The organism is Roseovarius sp. SK2, from assembly GCF_028807495.1.
Classification (GTDB): domain Bacteria; phylum Pseudomonadota; class Alphaproteobacteria; order Rhodobacterales; family Rhodobacteraceae; genus Roseovarius; species Roseovarius confluentis.
The window spans coordinates 1-22,849 of the sequence record NZ_JARAMK010000009.1 but is presented as its reverse complement, the minus strand read 5'-3'; the positions used below and the strand labels follow the sequence as shown (position 1 = coordinate 22,849).

Annotated in this window: 17 protein-coding genes, 1 pseudogene and 1 riboswitch; of the genes and pseudogenes, 5 read left to right on the top strand and 13 right to left on the bottom strand. The window is 64.3% G+C overall.

What is annotated here, in order from left to right:
• Positions 1-7: 7 nt before the first annotated feature.
• Positions 8-664, bottom strand: a complete 657-nt coding sequence (locus PVV74_RS16025; RefSeq protein WP_103764776.1) for a GntR family transcriptional regulator — start codon at positions 662-664, stop codon at positions 8-10.
• Between the two features lie 133 nt (positions 665-797).
• Between PVV74_RS16025 and dctP the strand changes: the two genes are divergently transcribed.
• From dctP to PVV74_RS16000, 5 genes are all read left to right on the top strand, one after another.
• The gene (gene dctP / locus PVV74_RS16020) at positions 798-1,784 is read left to right on the top strand and encodes a TRAP transporter substrate-binding protein DctP (protein WP_103764777.1); all 987 of its coding nucleotides are present in this window, start codon (positions 798-800) and stop codon (positions 1,782-1,784) included.
• Positions 1,785-1,867: 83 nt separating this feature from the next.
• Positions 1,868-2,419: a TRAP transporter small permease subunit gene (locus PVV74_RS16015; RefSeq protein WP_103764778.1), complete on the top strand. Its 552-nt coding sequence runs from the start codon at positions 1,868-1,870 to the stop codon at positions 2,417-2,419.
• Positions 2,419-3,735 (top strand): TRAP transporter large permease, encoded by a 1,317-nt coding sequence (locus PVV74_RS16010; RefSeq protein ID WP_103764779.1) that lies wholly within the window; start codon positions 2,419-2,421, stop codon positions 3,733-3,735. The genes PVV74_RS16015 and PVV74_RS16010 overlap by 1 nt, the downstream gene beginning before the upstream one ends.
• Positions 3,732-4,994: a malonyl-CoA decarboxylase gene (locus PVV74_RS16005; RefSeq protein WP_103764780.1), complete on the top strand. Its 1,263-nt coding sequence runs from the start codon at positions 3,732-3,734 to the stop codon at positions 4,992-4,994. Before PVV74_RS16010 ends, PVV74_RS16005 begins: the two co-directional genes overlap by 4 nt.
• Entirely contained in the window at positions 4,991-6,508 is a 1,518-nt protein-coding gene (locus tag PVV74_RS16000; protein ID WP_103764781.1) for a malonate--CoA ligase, read from the top strand. The genes PVV74_RS16005 and PVV74_RS16000 overlap by 4 nt, the downstream gene beginning before the upstream one ends.
• Before the next feature lie 4 nt (positions 6,509-6,512).
• On the opposite strand, the gene PVV74_RS15995 is transcribed toward PVV74_RS16000, so the two are convergent.
• From PVV74_RS15995 to PVV74_RS15940, 12 genes and pseudogenes are all read right to left on the bottom strand, one after another.
• Positions 6,513-7,751 (bottom strand): FAD-binding domain-containing protein, encoded by a 1,239-nt coding sequence (locus PVV74_RS15995; protein ID WP_274593914.1) that lies wholly within the window; start codon positions 7,749-7,751, stop codon positions 6,513-6,515.
• Between the two features lie 64 nt (positions 7,752-7,815).
• Entirely contained in the window at positions 7,816-9,648 is a 1,833-nt protein-coding gene (locus tag PVV74_RS15990; protein WP_274593913.1) for an acetyl-CoA hydrolase/transferase C-terminal domain-containing protein, read from the bottom strand.
• Positions 9,641-11,716 (bottom strand): 3-hydroxyacyl-CoA dehydrogenase NAD-binding domain-containing protein, encoded by a 2,076-nt coding sequence (locus tag PVV74_RS15985; RefSeq protein WP_274593912.1) that lies wholly within the window; start codon positions 11,714-11,716, stop codon positions 9,641-9,643. Before PVV74_RS15985 ends, PVV74_RS15990 begins: the two co-directional genes overlap by 8 nt.
• Positions 11,713-13,011, bottom strand: a complete 1,299-nt coding sequence (locus tag PVV74_RS15980; RefSeq protein ID WP_103764784.1) for an acetyl-CoA C-acetyltransferase — start codon at positions 13,009-13,011, stop codon at positions 11,713-11,715. Before PVV74_RS15980 ends, PVV74_RS15985 begins: the two co-directional genes overlap by 4 nt.
• Positions 13,008-15,257, bottom strand: coding sequence for an acyl-CoA dehydrogenase (locus PVV74_RS15975; RefSeq protein ID WP_103764785.1), 2,250 nt, complete (start codon positions 15,255-15,257; stop codon positions 13,008-13,010). Before PVV74_RS15975 ends, PVV74_RS15980 begins: the two co-directional genes overlap by 4 nt.
• Positions 15,258-15,412: 155 nt before the next feature.
• On the bottom strand, positions 15,413-16,171 hold the full coding sequence (locus PVV74_RS15970; RefSeq protein WP_274593911.1) for an ABC transporter ATP-binding protein: 759 nt from the start codon (positions 16,169-16,171) through the stop codon (positions 15,413-15,415).
• Positions 16,168-17,151, bottom strand: coding sequence for a FecCD family ABC transporter permease (locus PVV74_RS15965; RefSeq protein ID WP_274593910.1), 984 nt, complete (start codon positions 17,149-17,151; stop codon positions 16,168-16,170). Before PVV74_RS15965 ends, PVV74_RS15970 begins: the two co-directional genes overlap by 4 nt.
• The gene (locus PVV74_RS15960) at positions 17,148-18,002 is read right to left on the bottom strand and encodes an ABC transporter substrate-binding protein (RefSeq protein WP_274593909.1); all 855 of its coding nucleotides are present in this window, start codon (positions 18,000-18,002) and stop codon (positions 17,148-17,150) included. The genes PVV74_RS15965 and PVV74_RS15960 overlap by 4 nt, the downstream gene beginning before the upstream one ends.
• A 1-nt stretch (position 18,003) precedes the next feature.
• Positions 18,004-19,950, bottom strand: coding sequence for a TonB-dependent receptor plug domain-containing protein (locus PVV74_RS15955; RefSeq protein WP_274593908.1), 1,947 nt, complete (start codon positions 19,948-19,950; stop codon positions 18,004-18,006).
• A gap of 126 nt (positions 19,951-20,076) precedes the next feature.
• Positions 20,077-20,287: riboswitch (cobalamin riboswitch) on the bottom strand.
• Between the two features lie 212 nt (positions 20,288-20,499).
• The gene (gene sucD / locus PVV74_RS15950) at positions 20,500-21,372 is read right to left on the bottom strand and encodes a succinate--CoA ligase subunit alpha (protein WP_103764790.1); all 873 of its coding nucleotides are present in this window, start codon (positions 21,370-21,372) and stop codon (positions 20,500-20,502) included.
• A complete protein-coding gene (locus PVV74_RS15945) occupies positions 21,372-22,538 on the bottom strand; it encodes a succinate--CoA ligase subunit beta (RefSeq protein WP_103764791.1) in 1,167 nt (388 codons plus the stop codon). Before PVV74_RS15945 ends, sucD begins: the two co-directional genes overlap by 1 nt.
• 201 nt (positions 22,539-22,739) lie before the next feature.
• Positions 22,740-22,849 (bottom strand): annotated as a pseudogene (locus PVV74_RS15940) (succinate--CoA ligase subunit alpha); the annotation flags it as partial.

Below are 22,849 nucleotides of genomic sequence, written 5' to 3'. Positions count from 1 at the left end.
GCCGGGGTCACTCGGCGGCAGGCTTCAGGCTGGACATCAGGCGGTGGAATTTCTCGCCCTGGACAGCGACGTGCTGGCGCAGCAGGTTGCCGGCCTGATCGCCGTCTCCGGCCTCGATCGCGGCCAGAATGGCGTCATGTTCGGCCACCGATTGCGCCATGCGTCCGCGCCAGCGCAGTTGCAGGCGGCGGAACGGGCGCAGGCGGCGCTGCAGCCGCAGACACTCCTGTTCGAGGAACGCGTTGCCGGTCTGGGCGTAGAGCGTGGCGTGGAAAAGATCGTTCTGGTCGTAGTTGCCATCGGCGTCCTGCGCCTCGGTCGCGGTGCGGCATCGCTCGTTTATGGCGCGCAACTGGGCAAGGGCCGCGTCGGAAATGCGTGACGCGGCCAGCCGGGCGCAAACCGCTTCAAGTTCGGCCATGACCTCGAACATCTCGATCAGTTCGACGGGGCCGGGCTGGCGCACGAAGACCCCGCGGCGTGGCAGCTGTTCCACCAGGCCGGACAGGATAAGCCTTTGAAGCGCCTCTCTTATCGGGGTTCTGGAGACGTTGAAGCGTTCGGCCAGCTGGACCTCGTCAAGCCTGTCCCCATCGTCGAAGGTTCCGTCGAGGATCAACTCCTCGATGGCGTCCGCGATGAGATCTGCGCGCTTGCGTTCCATTTCAATCCGCTAGCACACCGCAGTCTAGAGCGCAAGAAATCCGTTCTTGTATACAAAGAATTTGACTGGTGACACAATCTCGTTAGGGTGCGGGGCAGTCCGAGTACGAATCAGGACGTTTTGGGAGGAACATATGAAACTGAATTTCACAGCCGCAGTCGCGGCAGCAGCGCTATTCGCAGGCAGCCTGACGGCAAGTGCCGAAGATCTGCGCCTGTCGCACCAATGGTCCACGAGCGATGTGCGTCACAAGGTGGCGCAGATGGTTGCCGACGAGGTCGCGGCGGCGGATGTCGATCTGGATATCCAGATTTTCCCGTCGCAATCGCTGTTCAAGGCGCGCGAGCAATACAAGCCGCTGGCCCGTGGGCAGGTCGACATGATCGTCTTTCCGCTGTCCTATGCAGGCGGCCTGCGCAACGCCTACAACCTGACCCTGATGCCCGGGCTGGTGAAGAACCACGACCACGCCGCGCGTTTGAACGAATCCGAGTTCATGGGCGATATCGAGGCCATCATGGCCGAGGATGACATCATGGTGCTGGTCCACGGCTACCTGGCCGGTGGCTTTGCCGGCAAGGAGCAGTGCATTACCGCGCCCGAGGACGTGGAAGGCCTGCAGACCCGTGCCGCAGGCAAGGCGTTCGAGCAGATGCTGGCGGGGGCCGGTGCGTCGATCGCGTCGATGAGCTCGGCCGAGATCTATAACGCGATGCAGACCGGCGTTCTGGACGCGGCGAACACCTCGTCCTCGTCCTTTGTCAGCTACCGCATCTACGAGCAGGTGTCGTGCTTTACCCCGGCGGGCGACTATGCGCTGTGGTTCATGTACCAGCCGCTTCTGATGAACAAATCCAAGTTCGAAAGCCTGAGCGAGGAACAGCAGACCGCGCTGATGGAGGCCGCCGAGAAGGCCGAGGCGTTCTACCTCGAAGAGGCCAAGAGCCAGGACGGCAATGCGCGTGACGTCTTTGCCGAGAACGGTGTCGAGATCGCCGAGATGAGCCAGGAAGAGTTCGACGCTTGGCGCGAAATCGCACAGGAAACGGCCTACAAGGCGTTCCTGGAAGGCTCGCCCGAAGGTCAGGAACTGCTGGACAAGGCGCTGGCCGTCGAGTGATCCGCTGAACCCATCATCGGGCCCGGCACCGCGCCGGGCCCGACGCCGCGTACCATTTCCACTTTTTCAACGGAGGCCGAGCGATGTCCGGTTCCGCCCACGCCACAGCGGCCGCCCGCCATGGTGGCAACCCCGTTCTGCGGATCATCGGCTGGATCAGCCAGATTTGCGGCGTCGTCGCCGCGCTGATGATCGTCGCGTCCGTGTTGATCGTCTGTCAGATGATTTTCATCCGGTTCGTGCTGAACCAGTCCACGATCTGGCACACCGAGGGTGTGACGTACCTGATGATCGGCGCGACCATGCTGGGCCTGCCCTACGTGCAATACGTGCGGGGTCACGTGAACGTTGACCTGCTGCCGATCATGATCCCCAACAAGGCGCGGCGGGTGCTGGCCGGGATCGTCATGGCGCTGACCCTGGCCGTGGTCGGCATGATGCTCTGGCACGGGTATCATTTCTGGCACGAGGCCTGGGACTGGGGCGAGACGTCGAACACGCCGTGGAACCCCAAGCTTTGGGTGCCGTATCTTGCGCTGCCGCTGGGCTTTGGCCTTTATGCGCTGCAACTGGCGGCTGACCTTTTTGCAATGACCACGGGCATCGACAAGCCCTTCGGGCTGGAGGACGTCTGATGGATCCGCTTGCACTGGGTGGCCTGGTTGCCATCATCACCATCGTTGTCCTGTTTTCGGGCATCTCCGTGGCCGCGGGTCTGCTGGTCGTCTCGGCCGGATTCCTGATCATCTTCGACGGGATGAGCTCGCTGTCGCTGATGCCGGAGATCTTTTTCGGCAAGCTGGACAATTTCGCGCTGCTGTCGATTCCGATGTTCATCATCATGGGCGCGTCCATCGCCTCGACCCGCGCGGGTGCGGACCTGTACGAGGCGCTGGAACGCTGGCTGACCCGCGTGCCGGGCGGGCTGGTGGTGTCGAACCTCGGGGCCTGTGCGCTGTTTGCCGCGATGTCGGGGTCGAGCCCGGCCACCTGTGCGGCCATCGGCAAGATGGGCATCCCCGAAATGCGCAAGCGGGGCTATCCCGATGGCGTCGCCGCGGGGTCCATCGCCGCGGGCGGGACGCTGGGGATCCTGATCCCGCCGTCGGTCACGATGATCGTCTACGGCATCGCCACCGAGACCTCGATTGGCCGGCTGTTCCTGGCAGGTGTCTTTCCGGGGCTGCTGCTGGTGGGCCTGTTCATGGCGTGGTCGCTCTATTCCACTTGGAAGTCGGGCAACGCGAGCGTGCTGTCGGCGGGCAGCTACACCTGGAAGGAACGGGTGGAGATCCTGCCGCGTGTCCTGCCGTTCCTGTTCATCATCCTTGGCGTGCTTTACGCCATGTATGGCGGCATCGCCACGCCATCGGAAACGGCGGCCGTCGGCGCGCTGATGTGCATGTTGATCGCCATGGTGATCTATCGCCTGTGGGACCCACGCCAGATCTGGACGGTGCTGCGCGACAGTACGCGGGAAAGCGTGATGATCCTGTTCATCATCGCGGCGGCCGGCGTGTTCTCCTACATGCTGTCGTCGCTCTTCATCACGCAATCCATCGCCGAATGGATCGGTACGCTGGACGTGAACCGTTGGGTGCTGATGGGCGCGATCAACGTCTTCCTGCTGATCGCGGGCTTCTTCCTGCCGCCGGTGGCGGTGATCCTGATGGCCGCGCCGATCCTGCTGCCGATCATCACCACCGCCGGGTTCGACCCGATCTGGTTTGCCGTCGTGCTGACGATCAACATGGAAATCGGGCTGATTTCGCCGCCGGTGGGCCTGAACCTTTACGTGATCAACGGCATTGCGCCGGATATCTCGCTGAAGACGATCCTGACCGGGTCACTGCCCTTCGTGGCCTGCATGGTGATCGCGATCATCCTGCTGTGCCTGTTTCCGGGTATCGCCACGTGGCTGCCCGATATGGTGATGGGAGCGGAGCTATGACCTTGCTGGCCGACCTATTGTCCACGGTTTTCGAGCGTCGCTACGGCGCGTCCCGGGGGGTGCCGCGCGACGATCGGCCCATCGAGGAACTGACCGCCGACCTGATCGGGGCCACCGGCGAGGTCTCTGGACAGGCCGTGGCGCGGCAGATCCTGGGCCGGTACGAAGGCTGGGACGATGCCGCGAAGCTGGAGTTTTTCCGGCACCTCGCGCGGGATATGGTTATCAACCCAGAGCAGGTGCGTGACGCGCTGGACGCGTACGAGCGCGGCCAGTCCAAGGCCACCTACCGCGCCTTCCTGAACGCCTCGGAATCGCCGCGGCAGGAGTTGATCCGGCGGATGAACCAGGTGCCGGGCGCCACCAAGCGGCTGGTCGGGATGCGCACGGACCTGCTGCGGCTGGGCCGGGGCGATGACGAGTTGCAGGCTCTGGACCTGGATTTCCGGCATTTGTTCGCAAGCTGGTTCAATCGCGGGTTCCTTGTTCTGCGCCCGATCAGCTGGGAAAGCCCGGCGCATATCCTGGAAAAGATCATCGCCTACGAGGCCGTGCACGCGATCGACAGTTGGAACGACCTGCGCCGGCGGCTGGAGCCGGCGGACCGGCGCTGTTTCGCGTTCTTTCACCCGGCCATGCCGGACGAGCCTTTGATTTTCGTGGAAGTGGCGCTGACCGATGGCATCCCGGGCTCGATCCAGGAGGTTCTGGCCGAAGAACGCGACCAGATCGACGTCGAACGGGCCAACACCGCCGTGTTTTACTCGATCTCGAACTGCCAATCCGGCTTGGCGCAGATCTCTTTCGGAAACTCGCTGATCAAGCAGGTGGCGGCGGATCTTGCGCTGGAGAATCCGGCGCTGAGGAATTTCGTCACCTTGTCGCCGATCCCCGGCCTGACCCGTTGGATGGAAAGCCTCGACATCAACCCCGGGGCGCAGCAACCCGATGCGCTTTGCGAATACGCCGCCTATTACCTGACGCAGGCCAAGCGCGACGATGGCCTGCCGCTGGACCCGGTGGCGCGGTTCCACCTTGGCAACGGGGCGCAGGTTCACAAGGTTCATGCCGGGGCGGACGTGTCGACCAACGGGATTAAGCAATCCGCGGGGGTGATGGTGAATTACCTCTATGACCTGAGCAAGGTGTCCCAGAACCATGAACGCTTCGCGGCCGAACAGAGGGTCGCGACGTCGAGCGAGATCAAATCGCTGGCCGCAAGTGCCGCAAAAACAATGCCGGAGGAGGGACACGCATGACCAATCCCCTTTTCGATGCCCTGTTCGGAGATCACGTGGGCAAAGACACGCCGTTCCTTTATCTGCCGGACGGTGACACGCTGACCCACGACCAGTTTCTGCGGCTGACCGCGCAATATGCCAACGCATTCGCGGCGGCAGGGCTTCAGCCCGGTGCCCGGGTGGCCGCGCAGGTCGAGAAGTCGCACTATGCGCTGGCCGCATATGCCGCCTGCGTGCAGGCAGGGCTGGTGTTCCTGCCGCTGAACACCGGCTATACGGTGGAGGAACTGAGCTATTTCATCGAAGACAGTGGCGCGTCGATGATGATCTGCAAGGGAGACAGGCGCAGTGCGCTACAGCCTATCACGTCGGAGCACGGCGCGGCGCTGGAGACACTGGACGAAGATGGCTCTGGCAGTCTGTCGGAGAAGGCGGCGGACGCGTCCGAGACGTTCGAGACCGTAAGCCGCAAGGAAGATGACCTGGCTGCGCTGCTCTACACCTCGGGGACCACGGGGCGGTCAAAAGGCGCAATGCTGAGCCAGGAGAACCTGCTATCGAACGCCGAGACATTGGCGGAGCACTGGCGGTTCACCAGCGACGATGTCCTGCTGCACGCGCTGCCGATCTTTCACACGCATGGTCTGTTCGTGGCCACCAACATCACGCTGGTGGCGGGTGGCGCGATGATATTCCTGCCGAAATTCGATCTGGACACGGTCATCGACCTTTTGCCGGATGCCACCGCGATGATGGGGGTGCCGACATTCTATACGCGCCTTCTGGACGATGCGCGGTTCGACAGGGATCTTGTGGCGCATATGCGGCTGTTCGTGTCGGGCAGTGCCCCGCTTCTGGCCGAGACGCATACGCAGTTCGAAAAACGCACGGGCCATCGCATCCTTGAACGCTATGGCATGACCGAAACCAACATGAACACGTCGAACCCCTATGACGGGGACCGGCGCGCCGGCACCGTGGGCTTTCCGCTGCCGGGGGTGGAGCTGAAGATCACCGACCCCGAGACGGGCGTGGAGGTGGCGCAGGGCGAGGTCGGCCAGATCGAGGTGCGCGGGCCGAACGTGTTCCAGGGGTATTGGCAGATGCCGGAGAAGACCGCGGCGGAGCTGCGGGAGAACGGGTTTTTCATCACCGGCGACCTCGGCATTATCGACGATCGCGGCTATGTCCAGATCGTGGGGCGCAACAAGGACCTGATCATCTCGGGCGGATACAACATCTATCCAAAAGAGATCGAACTGGTGCTGGACGAGCAGCCCGGCGTGCTGGAAAGCGCGGTGATCGGTGTGCCGCATGCGGATTTCGGCGAGACGGTGGTGGGCGTCATCGTGCCCGAGGCCGGGGCGCAGCCGGACCTTGATGCGATCGGCGAGGCGACGTCCAAGGCGCTTGCGCGGTTCAAACATCCCCGGAAACTGATCGTCAGGGACGAGTTGCCGCGCAATTCCATGGGGAAAGTGCAGAAGAACCTGCTGCGGGACGAGTTCAAGGACCTGTTCACGGCCGCCTGACGGCCTAGGCCAGACCGGCTTGGTGCAAAAGGTCCGGCAGTTTCTTGCGGACCTTGAAATAGCCTGTCGTCGCGTGGGGCCAGACAAGCGCATCCCAATCGCGGCGCCATTCGCACAGCGTGATGCCGGCCTTTTCAAGCGCGGGTTCGGCGGCGTCGAGCCAGTCGCGCAAGGGTCCCGTTGGCACGTAGGGTGTGACGATCTGGGACGCGCCCGCCTCCGTGGCCCAGTGGGCCAGCATGTCTGGATCGCCCGCCTGCAGGTTGTCGGCCTTGCGCGCGATGCGTTGGGCCGTGTCGGCCAGTGCCGCTGCTTCGAATTCCACCACCTTTTCGCCCACCGGGCCGGGCGCGCGCAGGGCGCTTGCGGCGAGCGTTGCCGTGGCGCGGATATCGAAACGGTCCAATGCAAAGTCGTCGGGCCGGCAGTCTTCTTCGGTCACAAGCAGGGCGGTCGGCGTGTCGGGATCGGGCGCGTTGGGGCTGCGCAAGGGCTGAAGGTCCGGCAGGCCGTCGGGTTCGTGATCTTCCAGTCCGGCCGTCACCTCGGCGAGGTCGGACGCATCGGGTGTGAAGCGATGATCGGTAAACTTGGCAATGTTCCACGCCTGCGCCTCGTAGAACTTGCCCCGGGTGTGAAGCCCGCAGACCCATCTCCAGCTGAGCGTGTTCGAGGCCGGGTCCCCGTCAAGCAGGTGGCGATAGAAGAAATCCGCGCCCAGCCGCCAGGGAAGGCGCAAGGTGAACACCCAGATCGAGGCAAACCACATGCGGGCGTGATTGTGCAGATAGCCGGTCTCGGTCAATTCCCGCGCCCAGGCGTTCATGCAGTCGAGATCGGTTTCAGCCGCTTGGACGCGCTCGACGGCATCGCGCAGGTCGGGATCGTCGTCGAGGCGGTCCAGATCGGCGCGAAGCCCGTCGCGGTAGCTGTGCCAGATCTGCGGGCGGCGTTCGAGCCAACCCTTGAAGTAACTGCGCCACAGGATTTCCTGCAGGAATGTCTCGGCACCTTCAGCGCCGTGCTGCGCGAGGGCCGCAGCCATGACATCGGTTTCCAAAAGCAGGCGCCGGCGCAGGAAGGGAGAGAGTTGCGAGACGTGGTGGTGCTCTCCCGGTCCATGGTCGACATTGCGCCGGTGGGCGTAGCGGACCCCAAGGCGCGGCAGAACGGCGGCGAGATGCTGCTCGGCGGCCTCGCGTGTCGGGGTGGGCCAGTCCGGAGTGGAGATATCATCGGTCATTGGACGCCTGTTCTGCCAGTCGGTCAGAGAGGTAATGCGAACCCGAAGGTTGTCGACGCGGGACTCAGGCGATGTCGCGCAACGCCCCGCGCAGGGCGCGCGCCTGAAGCGGTTCCGTCAAGCTGGGTTTGGCGGCGTAGCCCATGCGCTCCATCGCCGGGCCTTCGTGCGGATGTGGTGCGTGGGCTAGGCCTGACCATACCAGAGACAGCAGACCCAGTTTGCTGTCAGACGCGTCTTTCAGGTGAGAGAGGGCACGGACAAGGATCTTCTCGGTCTCGGTGAAGTCGGTGCCCAAGGGATAATCGGGCAACAGGGTGTCCCGGTAGGGGGCAAGCCATCTGGCAATTGTTTCGGGTGTGTTTCGCGTGTGCGCGTCGGGAAGCGTCCAGTCCGGATCAAGCTTGCCGGCCTTGTGGGCCTTTTCCAGGAGGCCGGGCTGGAACCGGCTGTCTGCGATGCAGATAAGGCGCTTGATGACTTCTTCGTCGGGCAGACCGCGCAGAAAGGCCGCGCCGTACTCGGTGACGACGATATCGCGCATGTGGCGGGGAACCGTCGTGACAGGCAGCTGCCAGACGATGTTCGAGGTGAGCGAGCCACCGCTTTGCCGCGTCGCAGGCAAGGTGAGAATGGCATGGGCGTCTTCGAGGGCAAACGCCTGTTCGAAGAAATTGAACTGGCCGCCGACGCCGCTGACCACCTGGCCGGGTTTGGCGGCGTCGGACATCGCGTCGCCCAGGAGGCTGACTTGCATGGCGCCATTGACGAAACGGGCGTCTTGCCGCGCGGTGCGCTTGGCCGCTTCGTCACCGTAGAGCGCGTTGGTGAAACTGACCGGCATCATCTGAATTTTGTCACGACGATCAGGCGGCAGCGCGCGCAGGCGTTCGTACATGTCGCGGGCATCGACAAAAAAGCCCGCGTGGATCACCGCGCCGTCCACTTCGCGTTTCAGGATATCGGCTTCGAACAGGGCGACCAGGCCACCGACCAGCATTTCGGTGACCGCGTAGAGGCCTGTGCGGAACGGCCCTTCCTCGGCGCCCTGAAGCGGGAGCGGTGATTGACGCCAGACCTCGTGAAGGGATGCACGGTCGCGGGCTATCAGGGCGTTGGCCACGGCATCCCCGATGGCGCCGATGCCGATCTGAAGCGTGCCGCCATCGGGAACGAGGCGCGACACGTGCAGGGCAATGGCATGCTGCGCATCGGCCACGGGGCGGCGCAGGGCGGAAAAGAGGTCGATCTGTTCCGGCGGCTCCAGCACCATGGCGAATTCGCCGGCATCAAGCGCCGCGGGACCACTCATGAAGGGCAGCGCTTCGTTCAATTCGGCCACCGCGATGAAATCCATCCGGCCCGCCGCGCGGCGCGCAAAGAGATCGGCAGAGATATCCGTGTTGCATGACATGCTGAAGCGGTCGCCCTCGCGCGGCATGAGCTGGGCCAGGACGTTGGGGTTCTGTGCGATCAGGACATCGCGGGCATGGGTGTAGTTGGCGGAGATATACTTGCGCTGGGCGTAATCGTTGCCGAGCCATGTTCCGGCCTGAAAGAAGAACTCGGAGACTTCGATGTTGTCGGGCAGGGCGCCTTGCTTGATCAGGTCGGCATAGGCCAGCGACGGCGCGGAGCCGAAAAAGCGATCCATCGCGGGATTGAGGAAGCGCGCCTCGATGTCCGAGGACGGCTCTGGGCGCTGCAGGGTCAGCGCCGTGAAGATCTTGAGCGTCAGCGACGGGTCATCGACGGCAGCACGCACCAGCGCGTTGACGAAGGTGACGGGTTTGCCAAGCCCAAGCGGAAGCGCCAGGCGGATCTCGCCGCCCGTCGCGTCATAGGTGGCCCGCGCCATCGCGTCGGCGTCGGTATGGACCTTAGGCCTTTCAGCCAAGGTTTGACCAGCCGGGATCAGGGGCGAAGCGCGGGCCGTGGGCGGACTCGAGGTCCGTCAGTCGTTTCTTTATGTCGGCGATGCCGCGGGTCTTGGCATAGTGCATGGGGCCGCCGCGAAAGGGCGCCCATCCCGTGGCGAAGACCATTGCGGCATCCAGTTGGTCGGCATCTTTCGCCACACCCTTGCGCAGGACTTCGACGCAGGCGTTGAGCATGGGAAGGATCAAGCGGTCTGTCAGGCCGTCGGGGGCGTTGTCCATGTCGGCATCGGGGTGCGGCGTGCCCTCGGACCAGTCATAGAAGCCTTTTCCGGTCTTCTTGCCAAGCTCGCCATTTTCAACGCGCAGACGCAAGTCGTCGCTGATCGGCGGCATGGCGGTGTCGAGGCTGTCAGCCAGGCTTTCGGCCACGTGCAGGCCGATATCCAGCCCCACCTGATCCGCCAGCGTGACCGGCCCCATGGGCATGCCGAACCGGATCGCGGCGGTGTCGATGACCTCCTTGGAGACGCCCTCGTCCATAAGCACCATAGCTTCGAGCATGTAAGGCACGAGCGCGCGATTGACGACAAAGCCGGGATAGTCGGTCACCAATGCGGGCAGCTTGCCGGTCGCACCGCAGAACGCGGCAAGGCTGCTGGCGGTCTTGTCATTCGTGGCGGTGCCCTTGACGACCTCGACGAGGTCGATTTTCGAGACCGGGTTGAAGTAATGAAGCCCGGCGAAGCGAGACTTGGCTGGCGCGGCGGTGGCGAGGTCATCGACCGACAAGCTGGACGTGTTCGTGGCAAGAATCGCGTCCTTCTTCAAGGCACCCTTCAGCCCTTTGAAGATCTTCTGCTTGACGTCCTGTTCTTCGCTGGCCGCCTCGATCACCAGATCTGCATGGGCAAGGCCGTAGCCGTGCGGGTCCGGCATAAGGCGGTCGAGTGCATCGCGCGTTTCGGTTCCGCTAAGGTGCTTGTCTTCGCAGATCTTCGCGGCGGTCTTGATCGCCTGGCCCAGTGGATCGGTTTGAATGTCACCCAAGGTCACGCTCTTGCCCTTGATCGCGGCGATGGTGGCAATTTCTGCGCCCATGGCGCCGGCGCCGATCACATGGACATGCGCGATGCCGTCGTCGCCGCGCCCGGCGTCCTTCAGCGATTGCTGGAGGAAGAAAACACGACGCAGGTTCTTCGAGGTGTCCGTATCGAGAAGCCGCGCGAAGCTGTCGATCTCGGCCTGCTGCATCGCATCGCGATCGTCGCCATGCTCTTCCCACAGGTCGATCAGGGCGTAGGGCGCCGGGTAATGCTCTTTCGGGGCTTTCTCTTCCGTCTTGCTGCGCATCTGGCGGGCGGCGAGGCCGCGCGCTTGGTCGAAAGAAAAAGCGCGGGACTTGAGGCCTGGCGACTGACGCTCGATCTTGCCGTTCCTGGCCGCAGTGATCGCGGCGGCAACGTGGCGTTCCTCGACGATCTTGTCGGCGATGCCTTGTGACTTGGCCCGCTTGGTATGAGAGGTCTTGCCGGTCAGCATCATGGTCATGGCGTCGGTCGGGTCGATCAGGGCGGGCAGGCGAAACGTGCCGCCAAGCCCGGGATGCAGGCCAAGCTGTACCTCGGGAAAGCCGAAGGATGCGCCCGGCGTGGCGATGCGGTAGTCGCAGGCGAGCGCCAGTTCGAAGCCGGCCCCCAAAGCTGCTCCGTGGGCGATGCAGATGGTGGGGCAGGGCAGAGCCTCGATTCGGTCAAGCACGTCATGCGCCTGTCTCAGCATGTCCGCGGCGCCCTGATCGGTCATGGACTCGAACCCGGTGATGTCGGCCCCGGCGGCAAAACCGGCCTTCTTGGCCGAGCGAATGACAAGGGCGGCGGGCTTGTCCGCCTCGGCGGCGGCGATGTGGTCGTCCAGTTCGCGGATCACGTCTTCGGAGATCGTGTTGACGCTGCTGCCGGCCTTGTCGAGGACGAGCCAAAGCACGTTGTCGCCGTCCCGTGCCGTGCGCCAGTTGCCGTCGGCTTCCCCGACCGGGCCGAGTTCCAGCTTTGTCTCGCCGAGGAAATTCAGAACATGTCCGGTCATTGCACAGCCTCCAGCAGCATCGCGCCGCCAAGCCCGCCGCCGATGCATTCCGTCGCGATGCCGCGTTTCGCACCGCGCGTCTTCATGGCGTTGGCAAGGTGCAGCACGATGCGGTTGCCACTGGTGCCGACAGGGTGGCCCAGCGATATGGCACCGCCATCGACATTCAGTTGATCGCGGTCGATCCGGCCAAAGGCGCCGTCGAGCCCCAGCACCTCGCGGCAGAAGTCTTCGTCGTTCCAGGCGGCGAGACAGGACAGCACCTGGGCCGCGAAGGCCTCGTTCAGTTCCCACAGCTCGATATCCCCGATGCCGAAGCCGTGGCGCTTTACAATCGGGGTGGCGGACATGACCGGACCGAGGCCCATGATCGACGGATCGAGCCCGGCCCATTCGCTGTCGGTGATCTCGGCCAGCGGTTCAAGGCCGTGCGCGTCGACGGCCTTTTCGGAGGCCAGGATGCACCAGCTTGCACCGTCGGTGATCTGGCTGGAATTGCCCGCCGTGACCTTGCCGTATGGCGGCTCGAACACCGGCTTGGGCTTTGCCAGGCCGTCCATGTCGCTGTCGGGGCGCACGCCGTTGTCGTGGTCATAAACCGTGCCGTCCTTGGCGAAGGCGGGCATCAGTTCGCCCTTCAGCCGGCCTTCCTCGTGAGCGGCGGCAAGGCGGTGGTGGCTTTGCATGGCGTAGGCATCGGCGGTTTCGCGGTCGATGCCGAAATGATGCGCAAGCACCTCGGCGGTCTGGCCCATGCTGAGCGTGGTGATGGGGTCGGTCAGGCCGCGTTCCAGGCCGATAACGGGCTTGAAGAACTCAGGTCTTATCCCGGCCATGTTCTTGGCCTGCTCCAGCGGTCCCTTGGCTGTGCTCATCCGGCCGAACCATTCGACAGCGGACTGGCGCAGGGTCAGGGGCGCGTGGCTGAGGGCCTCGGCCCCGCCGGCAAGGATCATCTGGTGGCTGCCGTCGCGGATGTAACGATAGGCAGTGTCGATGCTTTGCATCCCCGAGCCGCAGTTGATCTGAACCGTGAACGCCACGGTCGCCTCCGGCAGGCCAAGACGCAATCCGGCGACGCGCGCCGGGTTCATCTCGTCGGCGATGACGTTGACGCATCCAAGGATCACGAGGTCGAGCGCGGCGCGGTCGAAGGGCTGACGTGCCAGCAGCGGCCTGCCGCATTGCACGGCAAGATCCACGGGCGTGAACGGCCCGGGGCCGGCTTGCGCCTTCAGGAAAGGCGTGCGGGCGCCGTCTACGAGAAAGACGCGGTTGCCACTCGTTGCCGTCATTCCGCCGCCTCGCGCTGGGTGCGCTCATGTTGCTGCGGCGCGGGGAAAAGCGCGGCGAAATCTTCGGGCGCGTAGTCCTCCACGGCGACGACCTCGTCGACCAGGCGCGACATCTCCTCGATATCGGCCATCTCGGCATCGCTCAGAATGCCAGCCTCCAGAGCCTCCTGCGGGGTCTTTTTCGCATCGCGCAGGCGTTTCATGACCGGCGCCATCTGGGTGACCTTGGCGTAGCATTCGTTCAGCACCTGCACACCGTCGCGGTTACATCCACCGGCGATACGGCCGACGATGCGGTCGCGGGCCTCGGACTGATCGTACAGAAGGTCGCTGCACTGTGCGGTCAGCTTGTCGCCGGGCTTGCGCTGGGCCATGCCCGGCAGGGTGAAGACACGCAGCAGCCATGCCGCCCAGCGGGCCGGCAGGTTGGCGATGACCTCGTCCAGGGCGGTCTGGATGTTGTGGAACGCGTCGGCGGCCACATAGCGTAGAACCGGCAGGTCGGCCTTTTGGCGGCCTTCGTCCTCCCACCGTTTGAGCGCGGCGGAGAGAATGTACATCTCGGACAGGATGTCGCCCATGCGGCCCGAGATCATTTCCTTGCGCTTGAGCTCTCCCCCCAGCGACAGGAAGAGCATGTCGGCGGTCAGCGCATAGGCCGCGGACCAGCGCGACAGCTGCTTGTAGATATCGGTTGCATCGCCCGCCGCGGGGGCCGGTGCGAAGCGGCCGCCGGTCAAGGCCCGGCCCCAGCTGCGGAACAGGGTGCGGGTGCTGTGCCCGACATGGGCCCACAGGGACTTGTCGAACATCTCAAGCGCCTTGTCGGGGTCGTCCTCTTCCAAGGCCAGCATGTTGTCGAGCATATGGGGATGGGCGCGGATCGAGCCCTGCCCGAAAATGATGAGGCTGCGGGTGACGATGTTCGCCCCCTCGACCGTGATGCCGATGGGCACGGCGCGGTAGAGTGGCAGCAGGTAATTCGACGGCCCGTCGATCACCGCCTTGCCGGAATGCACGTCCATCGCATCATTCAGCGCCTCGCGCATGCGGAAGGTCGCATGGGCCTTCATGATCGCCGAGATCACCGACAGCGCGCGCCCTTCGTCCAGCCCGGCGCAGGTCAGGTGGCGTGCGGCATCCATCGAATAGGCGTCGGCGGCAAGGCGTCCAAGTCGCGCCTGCACGCCGCCGAACTTGCCGATGGGCAGGTTGAACTGTTCGCGTATACGGGCGTAGGCGCCGGTCGTGTGGGCCGACAGGGCAATGGCGGCGCAACCCATGGAGGGCAACGAGATGCCACGCCCGGCGGCAAGCGCGCTCATCAGCATCATCCAGCCTTCGCCGGCATACTCCTGCCCGCCGATGATGTTTTCGAGCGGGATGAACACATCCTTGCCCGTGGTCGGGCCGTTCATGAACATCGTAGAGGACGGGATGTGGCGGCGACCGGTTTCGACACCCTCGAGGTCGGTCGGAACGAGCGCACAAGTGATGCCGATATCGGGCGTTTCACCCAAAAGGCCATCGGGGTCCCGCAGCTTGAAGGCCAGACCCAGCACGGTGCAGACCGGCGACAGCGTGATGTACCGCTTGGCCCAGTTCAGGCGGATGCCCAGCACTTCCTCGCCTTTCCACTGGCCCTTGCAGACCACACCGTCATCGACCATCGCGCCTGCGTCGGACCCGGCCTCGGCGCTGGTCAGGCCGAAGGCGGGCAGTTCGCGCCCGTCGGCAAGGCGGGGCAGCCAGTAGTCTTTCTGTTCGTCGGTGCCGAACTGGTGGATCAGCTCGCCGGGGCCAAGCGAGTTGGGCACCATGACGGTCACGGCGGCGGCGACAGAGCGCGTCGAGATATAGCGAACGATCTCGGAATGCGCGAAGGCGGAAAACTCCAGCCCACCATGCGCCTTGGGAATGATCATCCCGAAGAACTTGTTGTCGCGCAGAAACTGCCAGACCTCCGGGGCAAGGTCGCCGGTTTCGTGGTTGATCTTCCAATCGTCGATCATCTCGCACAGCTGTTGCACGGGACCGTCGAAAAAGGCCTGTTCTTCGTCCGACAGTTTCGGCGTCTTGACCGCGCGCAGCTTGGACCAGTCCGGGTTGCCCGAGAAAAGCTCGGCCTCCCACCAGACTTCGCCGGCGTTCAGGGCTTCGCTTTCGGTCTTGGACATCCCGGGCAAAACGCCCTTGGCCCATTTGAAGACGGGCTTGGTGATCGCGCGTGCGCGGAAGCTGGACATGCGGGAACTCCTTTCGGCACAAAACGTGCGGGCTTGAGCAAAAGTTCCGTTGGCGCGCGGTCGGCAAGACCGGCAGCGCATTCGGATGAGACCTGCATCATAGCATTTTGCGCGATGTTCCGGCAGAGGGGGGCCGGAACCCGAGAGCTGGCGCGTCAGCTGAGCGTGTCCAAAGGCTGGAACACCATGCCGCTGGGCGTCTCCTGGAACCAGGCGGTGACGCCGAACACATCGGCCAGGCGCCGGGAGGTCAGAACATCCTGCGGTGGACCATCGGCAACCAGGCCCTTCCCGCCGAGCAGGATGAGCCGGGTGCAGTGGCGTGCTGCAAGCCCCAGGTCATGCAGCGAAACCAGTGAGGATTTGCCACTTCGTGCCAGCGCCGCAAAGGTCTGCATGGTCGAGATCTGGTGTGCGGGGTCAAGGCCCGCGATGGGCTCATCGGCCAGCAGCAGCGGCGTCTCCTGCGCAAGTGCGCGCGCGATCAGGACCCGGGCCTGTTCGCCGCCCGAAAGCTGGGTGGCATCGCGGTGGCGCATGCCGCCGAGTTCCATCCGGTCCAGCGCAGTGTCGACAGCCTTGCGATCGTGGTCGGCGGGGTTCTGGATCGACTTCAGGTGCGGTGTCCGGCCCAGCGTGACCACGGTTTCCACGGTGACGGGCCAGGCGATCTCGCGCGCTTGCGGCATCCATGCCGCTTGCCGGGCCCGCGCGTTCTCGGACAGCGCCGCAAGACTGCATGTTCCGGTGAACGGCAGAAGACCCAGTGCCGCGCGCATCAGCGTGGTCTTGCCGGCGCCGTTGGGGCCGATAAGCCCCACGAACTCGCCCGGTCCGATATCGAAGGTGACGTCGCGCAGAACGTCCCGCCCCTTGAGCGACACCGACAGGTCCTTGACCGAGAGAAGCGTCATATCCGTTCCCGCCGCAGTTTCAGGATCAGGTGCAGGAAGAGCGGTGCGCCGACGAGGGCCGTGAGCACGCCCAGCTTGAGGTCTCGCGACGGAAGGACCACCCGCACGGCGATGTCGGCGGCGAGCACCATCGCCGCACCGCCCAGGGCCGAGGCCCAGAGCAAGCGCGACGGATGCGCGCCGACCAGGGGCCGCAACAGGTGCGGCACCACGAGACCGACAAATCCGATTGCGCCGGCCACCGCCGTGCCCGCGCCGACGACACAGGCGGTCCCCAGCACCAGCATCAGGCGCAGACGGGTCAGGCCGATGCCCATGGCCTGCGCCGAATCCTCGCCCAGGGTCAGCGCGTCGAGCCCGCGGCCAAGGCCGCCCAGCAGGGCAAAGCCCACCGCCATGAACGGCGCGGCAAGCCAGACGTGGGTCATGGATCGGTCGGCGAGCGAGCCCATCATCCAGAAGACGATCTCGCTTGCGGCGAAGGGGTTGGGCGACAGGTTCAGCACGAGCGACGTCAGCGCGGCCGCCAGCGCCGAAACGGCGATCCCGGCCAGTATCAGGGTCAGCGACGTGCCGCGCGACCCGGCCAGCGCCATGATCAGGAACACGCCGCAAAGCGCACCGGCCAGGGCCGAGAAGGGCAGGGCCAGCGCGAAGGACGCGGCCACGCCGGTGTGGATGGCCAGCACCGCGCCGAACGCCGCGGAGCCGGACACGCCGATCAGCCCCGGTTCCGCCAGCGGATTGCGCAGGTAGCCCTGCATCGCGGCACCGGCAAGACCGAGGCTGGCGCCGATCATCAGGGCCAGCAAGGCTCGGGGCAGGCGGATCTCGCGCATGACAAGCGTCATCGCGCCGCCGTCGTCGACGAAGAGCGCTGAAAGGCTGTCGGTGATGCCGATCTCGGCGGGGCCAATCAGCAGGGATCCGAAGAACAGCCCGACGACCAGCACGCACAGGATGATCGCCAGACGGGTCATGGCGTGTTTTTCGTCAGCCGATGACGGGTCTCGGCCAGCGATTCTATGGCGCGCAGCACGTGGGGCGTGCCACAGACCCAGTCGCTGTCCGTGACCGTGGCAAAGGGCAATTCGGCGCGCAGCGCCTCGACCACCGGATGCTGCATGATCGCCTCGGAGCGCGAGGCGCCGGGATATGGCTGCGAAGTGATGACGATGTCGGGATCAAGCATCGCCAGCGTTTCCAGCTGGATTTTCATCTGAGTGCCGAGCCCGGCCTTGACCGCCGCGTTGTCGAAGCCCGCGGCCTGAAGGATCTGATCCGACAACGTGCCTGCCGGCGACGTATACCCGCTGGCGTAGTACAGCATCGCGTCGGGCCGGTCGCCGCTGTCCTGTTGCAGCGCGGCAAGGCGCGCATCGAAATGGGCGACCATCTCGCGTGCGGCGGACTGCCGGTGCAGAATCTCACCCATGCGAAGAATGTTACTGCGGATCTCTGGCAGGGATCGAGCCTGCTCGAACTCGACCACCTCGACGCCCAGCCGGCGCAGCATGGCGACACTGGCGCGCGTCGTGAAATTGCCCGCCAGAACCAGGTCGGGCTTCATCAGGTAGATTTCTTCGGCCAGGCCCTGGTTTATCACGTAGTCCCGCGCCTCTTCGGTCATCGCCGACATCCGCGGGTCGAGCGAGATGTCGGAAACCGAATGCAACTGTCCCGGCCCGGCAAGCAGCATGGCAAGCTGATCGGTGCAGAGATTCATCGACACGACGCGGCGCGGCGCCTCGGCCGAGGCAAGGCCCGCCCAGCACAGGATCACTGCGAAGGCGAGCCGGGTCGCGACGATATGAAAGCGCCGCGCCGCCATGTCAGAAGTTCGCGGTCACGCCGAAGAACGCGGTGCGGCCTTGCGTCGAGTATCCGTCCAGTTCTTCGTAGCTTTCGTCCGTCACGTTATGGATCCGTCCGTAGACCTGGATGTCATCGGTAACTTCGTGGCTGAACCCGACATTCACAAGCGTATAGTCCTGAAGCTCTACCACATTCGCACCGAGCGACGCCGCGGTGAAGTCGCTGTCGAAGAGACCGGCGACATGCTGCACCTCGAGGTTCAGGCGGGTGCGGTCATTCGGCATCAGGTAGCCCAGCCGCAACAGCGCCTCGTGCTCGGGGCGCCGGACCTCGACGCTGCCGTCAGGGTTTTCGGCGTCGAGCCAGGTATAGCTGAGCGACATGTCCAGCCGGTCGGTCAGGGCGGCGCTGGCGGCGACCTCGATGCCTTGCCGGTCGCTTGTGCCGGTCTGGTTGACTGGTGTCGAGATCCCCGTGCCAGGGTCGAAGACCGACGTGATCTCGTCCGTCAGTTCCTCGTTGAAATAGGTCACGTCGATCAGGCCACGACCGTTCAGGAATTGCTGCTCGACACCGAAATCCCAGCCTTTGCTCTGTTCGGGTTCAAGGTTCGGGTTGCCGGCGAAGTTGGCGAAGAAGCCGAATTGCTCGATCAGCGTCGGGTTCTGGACGCCGGTGCCATAAGAGGCATGCAGGCGCGTCGTCTGGTTGGGCAACTGGTAGGAGGCACCGATCGCGTAGGTCGTGAAATCCTCGAACTTGTCATTGAAATCGTGCCGCACGCTGCCCTGTAGCGCAAAGCCATTTCCGAAATCGCCCTGGTATTCGAGCGCGATGGCCGTCTGTTCACGCGAACGTTTGACGAGCTGTCCCGGCGCGAAGACGATCGTGGGATCGTTTTCCTTGTAGGTCAGACGCTCCCATTCGGCGGCGAAGCTAAGGGTATGGTTGGCGCTGTTGAGGGTGGGCGCGTCCAGCGCGACCGTGCCGCGATAGGCGACTTTTGCGCGGGTGCCGGAATTGTCTGAATTGCGCACGCCGGCGCCGCTCACACCCTGGCGGTCGATCGTGCCGAAAGACAGGTCAACCCGGTTCAGGAGCCGCCCGCCAAGCGTATCGAGTTCTGCGTAAAGGCCACCATAGGTTTCCTGAAGCGATGTGCCCGACAGGTCATCGACGACAAGACCTGCGCGGGTCGGGGCGCCGAACACGCCGCTGTCGCTGTCGCCGGTGCGGTCGACATGGCGGATACTGCCGCCGATCGTCAGAACCTCGTTCACACGGTAGCGGCCCTTGAGGTTGTAGGTGCGGTTCAGATCGCCGTCATCCTCGCCGCCGGGCGTGCCGGAAATGTCGAATCCGCCGGTTTCGCGCCGCGCAGCGGAAAAGCTGAGTTGACCGCGTTCGGTATTCAGGCGCAGGCCGAGGCGGCCCTCGGTGGTGCCGTCCGATCCCACTTCAAAACCGACGTTGCCAGAGAAACCCGGCTCTTGCGCCGTCTTGGTGGTGATCGAAATGACCCCGCCGATGGCGTTGGAGCCGTAAAGCGCCGATTGCGGTCCGCGAATGACCTCGATGCGCTCGATATCGGCGGCCAGAAGGCCGGAAAAGTCGTACTCGCCGGTATTGGGGGCGGCGACCTCGATCCCGTCAATCAGAACGAGCGTGTGGTTGCCTTCGTGACCGCGCAGACGCACCTGGGTGACGCTGCCATAGGCGCCGGTGCGGGATACGGAAACACCCGGCAGCGACCGCAGCAGGTCCGCGACGTAGACCGCGTTGCGGTCCTCGATTTCTTCCTCGGTGATGACGCTACCGGCCCGGCCATACGCGCTGCCTTCGATGGGCGTCAGACCGCCGGAGACGAAGATCGTGCCGAGGTCGTAGGGTTCATCCTGCGCGACGGCGGGCTGGATGAAAAGGGCGGTGGTTGCCGCAAGGACGGACTTGAACGGGCGTGACATGGATTGTCCCTCCGGGGCGCGCTTGATGCGCTGATTTTTTGGTTCATGCCTGGAAGGAAACTCTTCGCAGACGGTGCAAGTGTCACCGCTACGGAAGATCCGTTGTCGAAACGCGCCCCGCGTTCGGACAGGGTGATCACCTCGGCAGGTCTCCTGACTTGCGGGTCAACGCTTGGCCGGGTCTTCCCATCATGCGCCGCATGACAGTGACATGGTCCGGCCTCGCTCTCCGCCTACAGTTGCGGGGGCAGTTGCGGAGTTGACGCCTGGCGCGTCGCACCGCATTCCCTATTCTCCCGCCGGAAAGCCGACAGGAACCGAAGCGACTCGGGTGTTAGTGCATGACGCCGGGTGAGGAAAGAGAAAATCCCAACGCGGGACCGGCTGACGTCTTGCCGTGTCAATTTGATCTGGGTTTCGACCTGCGTCGCGCGGTCGTCGGCCCAGGAAACCGAATCCGTAAGTTCATCCGGTGCCTGGGCGGTTTTCTTGAGTGTCCTGGCCTGCCTTCGGGTACGACGCGACAGGTCGTTCGAGAATTTCCCGAAATCAGGACAGGCAGGATTGGACGGTTTCCACCACGGTTCCTGCGTCGCGGGCAATCACGACGCCCGCATCGCGCAGAAGCGAAACCTTGTCATCGGCCGACAGGTTGCCGAAGACCGACAATGTGCCGGCGTGGCCCATCCGGCGGCCGACCGGCGCGTGGCGCCCCACCACCAGACCCACCACGGGCTTGCCGTAATCGACCGAAGAGAGATACTCGGCGGCCAGTTCCTCTTCGCGTCCGCCCATTTCGCCGATCAGCACCACGGCCTTCGTATCCGGGTCGTCACGGAACTTTTCCAGGCAGCCGACAAAGCCGATCCCGTGCAGCACGTCGCCTCCGACACCGACGGTTGTGGACTGGCCCAGATTGGCGGCGCTGCAACTGGCCAGAACCTCGGACGTGAGCGAGGCCGAGCGCGACGCGATGCCGATCTGGCCCGGCTTCGCGTCGACGGTCGGCATCACCCCTATCTTGCATTGTCCGGGCGTCAGGATTCCCTGGCTGTTCGGGCCGATCAGCATTGTCTGCGACCCTTCGAGCGCCTCCTTGACCCTGCGCATGTCGTGTTGCGGCACCCGTTCGGTGATGCAGACGACCACCTCTATCTCGGCTTCGATCGCCTCGATCATGGCGTCGGCGGCTTTGGGGGCGGGCACGGTGACAAGGCTGGCATTGGCCTTCGTTTCCTTGACCGCTTCGGCGCAGGTGTGAAAGACCGGCAAGCCGAGATGCGAGGTGCCGCCACGCCCGGGACGTACGCCCGCAACGCAGTTCGTTCCGTAACGCATCGCCTGGTCGGTATAGAACGTGCCGGCGCGACCGGTCATGCCCTGAACCAGGAGTCGGGTGTTCTCGTTGACCAGAATTGCCATCAGCGTGCCCCCTTGGATGCGATTTCGACCGCGCGGTTGACGGCCTCGGACATGGTGCCGCAAATCTCGACCGGCACCTTTCGGTCGACGAGAATGCGCTGGCCCCATTCGGCGTTCTGGCCGGCCAGACGGGCGATAACGGGCTTGGTGCCCTTGTTGCGCGAATAGGCGAAGTTCACGCCCTCGGCGATGGTATCGCAGACCGTCATGCCGCCACCATGCACATTCAGCAGGATGGCAGTGACCGAAGGCTCCTGCAGCAGCAGTTCGACGCCGCGGGCGATGTCCATGCTGGTGGCGGTCGTGCGGATATCCATGAAGTTCGCGGGCTTGCCGCCCGCATCGATGATCATGTCGTTCGTGGCCAGGCCCAGCCCCGCGCCGTTGACCACGACCCCGAGGTTGCCGGTCAGCTTGACGAAGTTGATGTTGCTTTTCTGCGCTGCGGTTTCCACGGCGGGCAGACCCTCGCCCGAGACCATCGAATCCCATTCCGGGTGCCGGAACGCGGCACTGGCATCCAGCGCGACCTTGGCGTCGATGGCCATCCAGGTGCCGTCGGGCGTGCGGACGAACGGGTTGATCTCCAGCAGCGCCATGTCGTTCTCGATGAACGCCTCGCAGGCCGACAGAAGTTGCTCGACTGCCTTCTCGTCCTCCATCCCGATGCCGGACAGAAACTCGGTCAGACCGGCGCGGTCCGCATCAATGCTGCCGGTCAGGCTGTGCTTGGCGACTTCGCTGGCGTTCATCTGCGCCTTCTGCTCGAATTCCACCCCACCATCGGGGGAGGCGACGAGTAGCGGTGCGCCAGTGTCGGGGTCTAGTGCGAAGGCAATGTAATACTGGGCGTCATGCTTGACGTCGGCTTCGACATAGACGGCATGCACCGTTTCACCGGTGGCGCCGGTCTGGTTCGTGATCAGTTGCTTTCCCAGAAGCCTGGCAGCCTCGTCCTTTACCGCAGAGGCGGTGGCGGCGAACTTGATGCCGCCGGCAAGGCCGCGCGCGCCCGAGGTGATCTGCGCCTTCACCACGAACTTGCGGGCCGGAATGTTGGCGCAGGCGGCCTCGGCTTCGTCAGGCGTGCGGGCCATCTTGCCCGGCGGCACGGACACGCCGTACTGGGCCAGCAATTCCTTGGACTGGTATTCTGCAAGCAGCATGCGCGGCCTCCCCTCGGCGATGGCTCTTGGTATTTGGTATGCCAAGACTAACAGTCGTGTCAATGAGGTGAGTATGCGTTGTGTTCTCCTATGGCGCCAGCCCCCTTGAAGGCTAGACCTTGGTATGAACACGCGTCCGTATGGCGGGGCTGCCGCGGACTGCGTGGGCCGGGAAATGCTCCCGGCCCGACGCTTGATGTCTTATTTTCCGATAGCTTCGAGCACGGCTTCGCCCAATCCTGCGGGGGACTCGGCGACGGTGATGCCGGCGGATTTCATCGCCTCGATCTTGTCGTCGGCGCCGCCCTTGC

Bases quoted from the DNA above. Each gene is read 5' to 3' on its own strand.
- dctP (WP_103764777.1), top strand. From the start codon at position 798: ATGAAACTGAATTTCACAGCCGCAGTCGCGGCAGCAGCGCTATTCGCA.
- PVV74_RS15960 (WP_274593909.1), bottom strand. From the start codon at position 18,002: ATGGCGGCGCGGCGCTTTCATATCGTCGCGACCCGGCTCGCCTTCGCA.
- PVV74_RS15975 (WP_103764785.1), bottom strand. From the start codon at position 15,257: ATGTCCAGCTTCCGCGCACGCGCGATCACCAAGCCCGTCTTCAAATGG.
- PVV74_RS16000 (WP_103764781.1), top strand. From the start codon at position 4,991: ATGACCAATCCCCTTTTCGATGCCCTGTTCGGAGATCACGTGGGCAAA.
- PVV74_RS15965 (WP_274593910.1), bottom strand. From the start codon at position 17,151: ATGACCCGTCTGGCGATCATCCTGTGCGTGCTGGTCGTCGGGCTGTTC.
- PVV74_RS15970 (WP_274593911.1), bottom strand. From the start codon at position 16,171: ATGACGCTTCTCTCGGTCAAGGACCTGTCGGTGTCGCTCAAGGGGCGG.
- PVV74_RS15985 (WP_274593912.1), bottom strand. From the start codon at position 11,716: ATGACCGGACATGTTCTGAATTTCCTCGGCGAGACAAAGCTGGAACTC.
- PVV74_RS15945 (WP_103764791.1), bottom strand. From the start codon at position 22,538: ATGCTGCTTGCAGAATACCAGTCCAAGGAATTGCTGGCCCAGTACGGC.
- PVV74_RS16005 (WP_103764780.1), top strand. From the start codon at position 3,732: ATGACCTTGCTGGCCGACCTATTGTCCACGGTTTTCGAGCGTCGCTAC.
- PVV74_RS16015 (WP_103764778.1), top strand. From the start codon at position 1,868: ATGTCCGGTTCCGCCCACGCCACAGCGGCCGCCCGCCATGGTGGCAAC.
- PVV74_RS16010 (WP_103764779.1), top strand. From the start codon at position 2,419: ATGGATCCGCTTGCACTGGGTGGCCTGGTTGCCATCATCACCATCGTT.
- PVV74_RS16025 (WP_103764776.1), bottom strand. From the start codon at position 664: ATGGAACGCAAGCGCGCAGATCTCATCGCGGACGCCATCGAGGAGTTG.
- PVV74_RS15955 (WP_274593908.1), bottom strand. From the start codon at position 19,950: ATGTCACGCCCGTTCAAGTCCGTCCTTGCGGCAACCACCGCCCTTTTC.
- PVV74_RS15995 (WP_274593914.1), bottom strand. From the start codon at position 7,751: ATGACCGATGATATCTCCACTCCGGACTGGCCCACCCCGACACGCGAG.
- PVV74_RS15980 (WP_103764784.1), bottom strand. From the start codon at position 13,011: ATGACGGCAACGAGTGGCAACCGCGTCTTTCTCGTAGACGGCGCCCGC.
- sucD (WP_103764790.1), bottom strand. From the start codon at position 21,372: ATGGCAATTCTGGTCAACGAGAACACCCGACTCCTGGTTCAGGGCATG.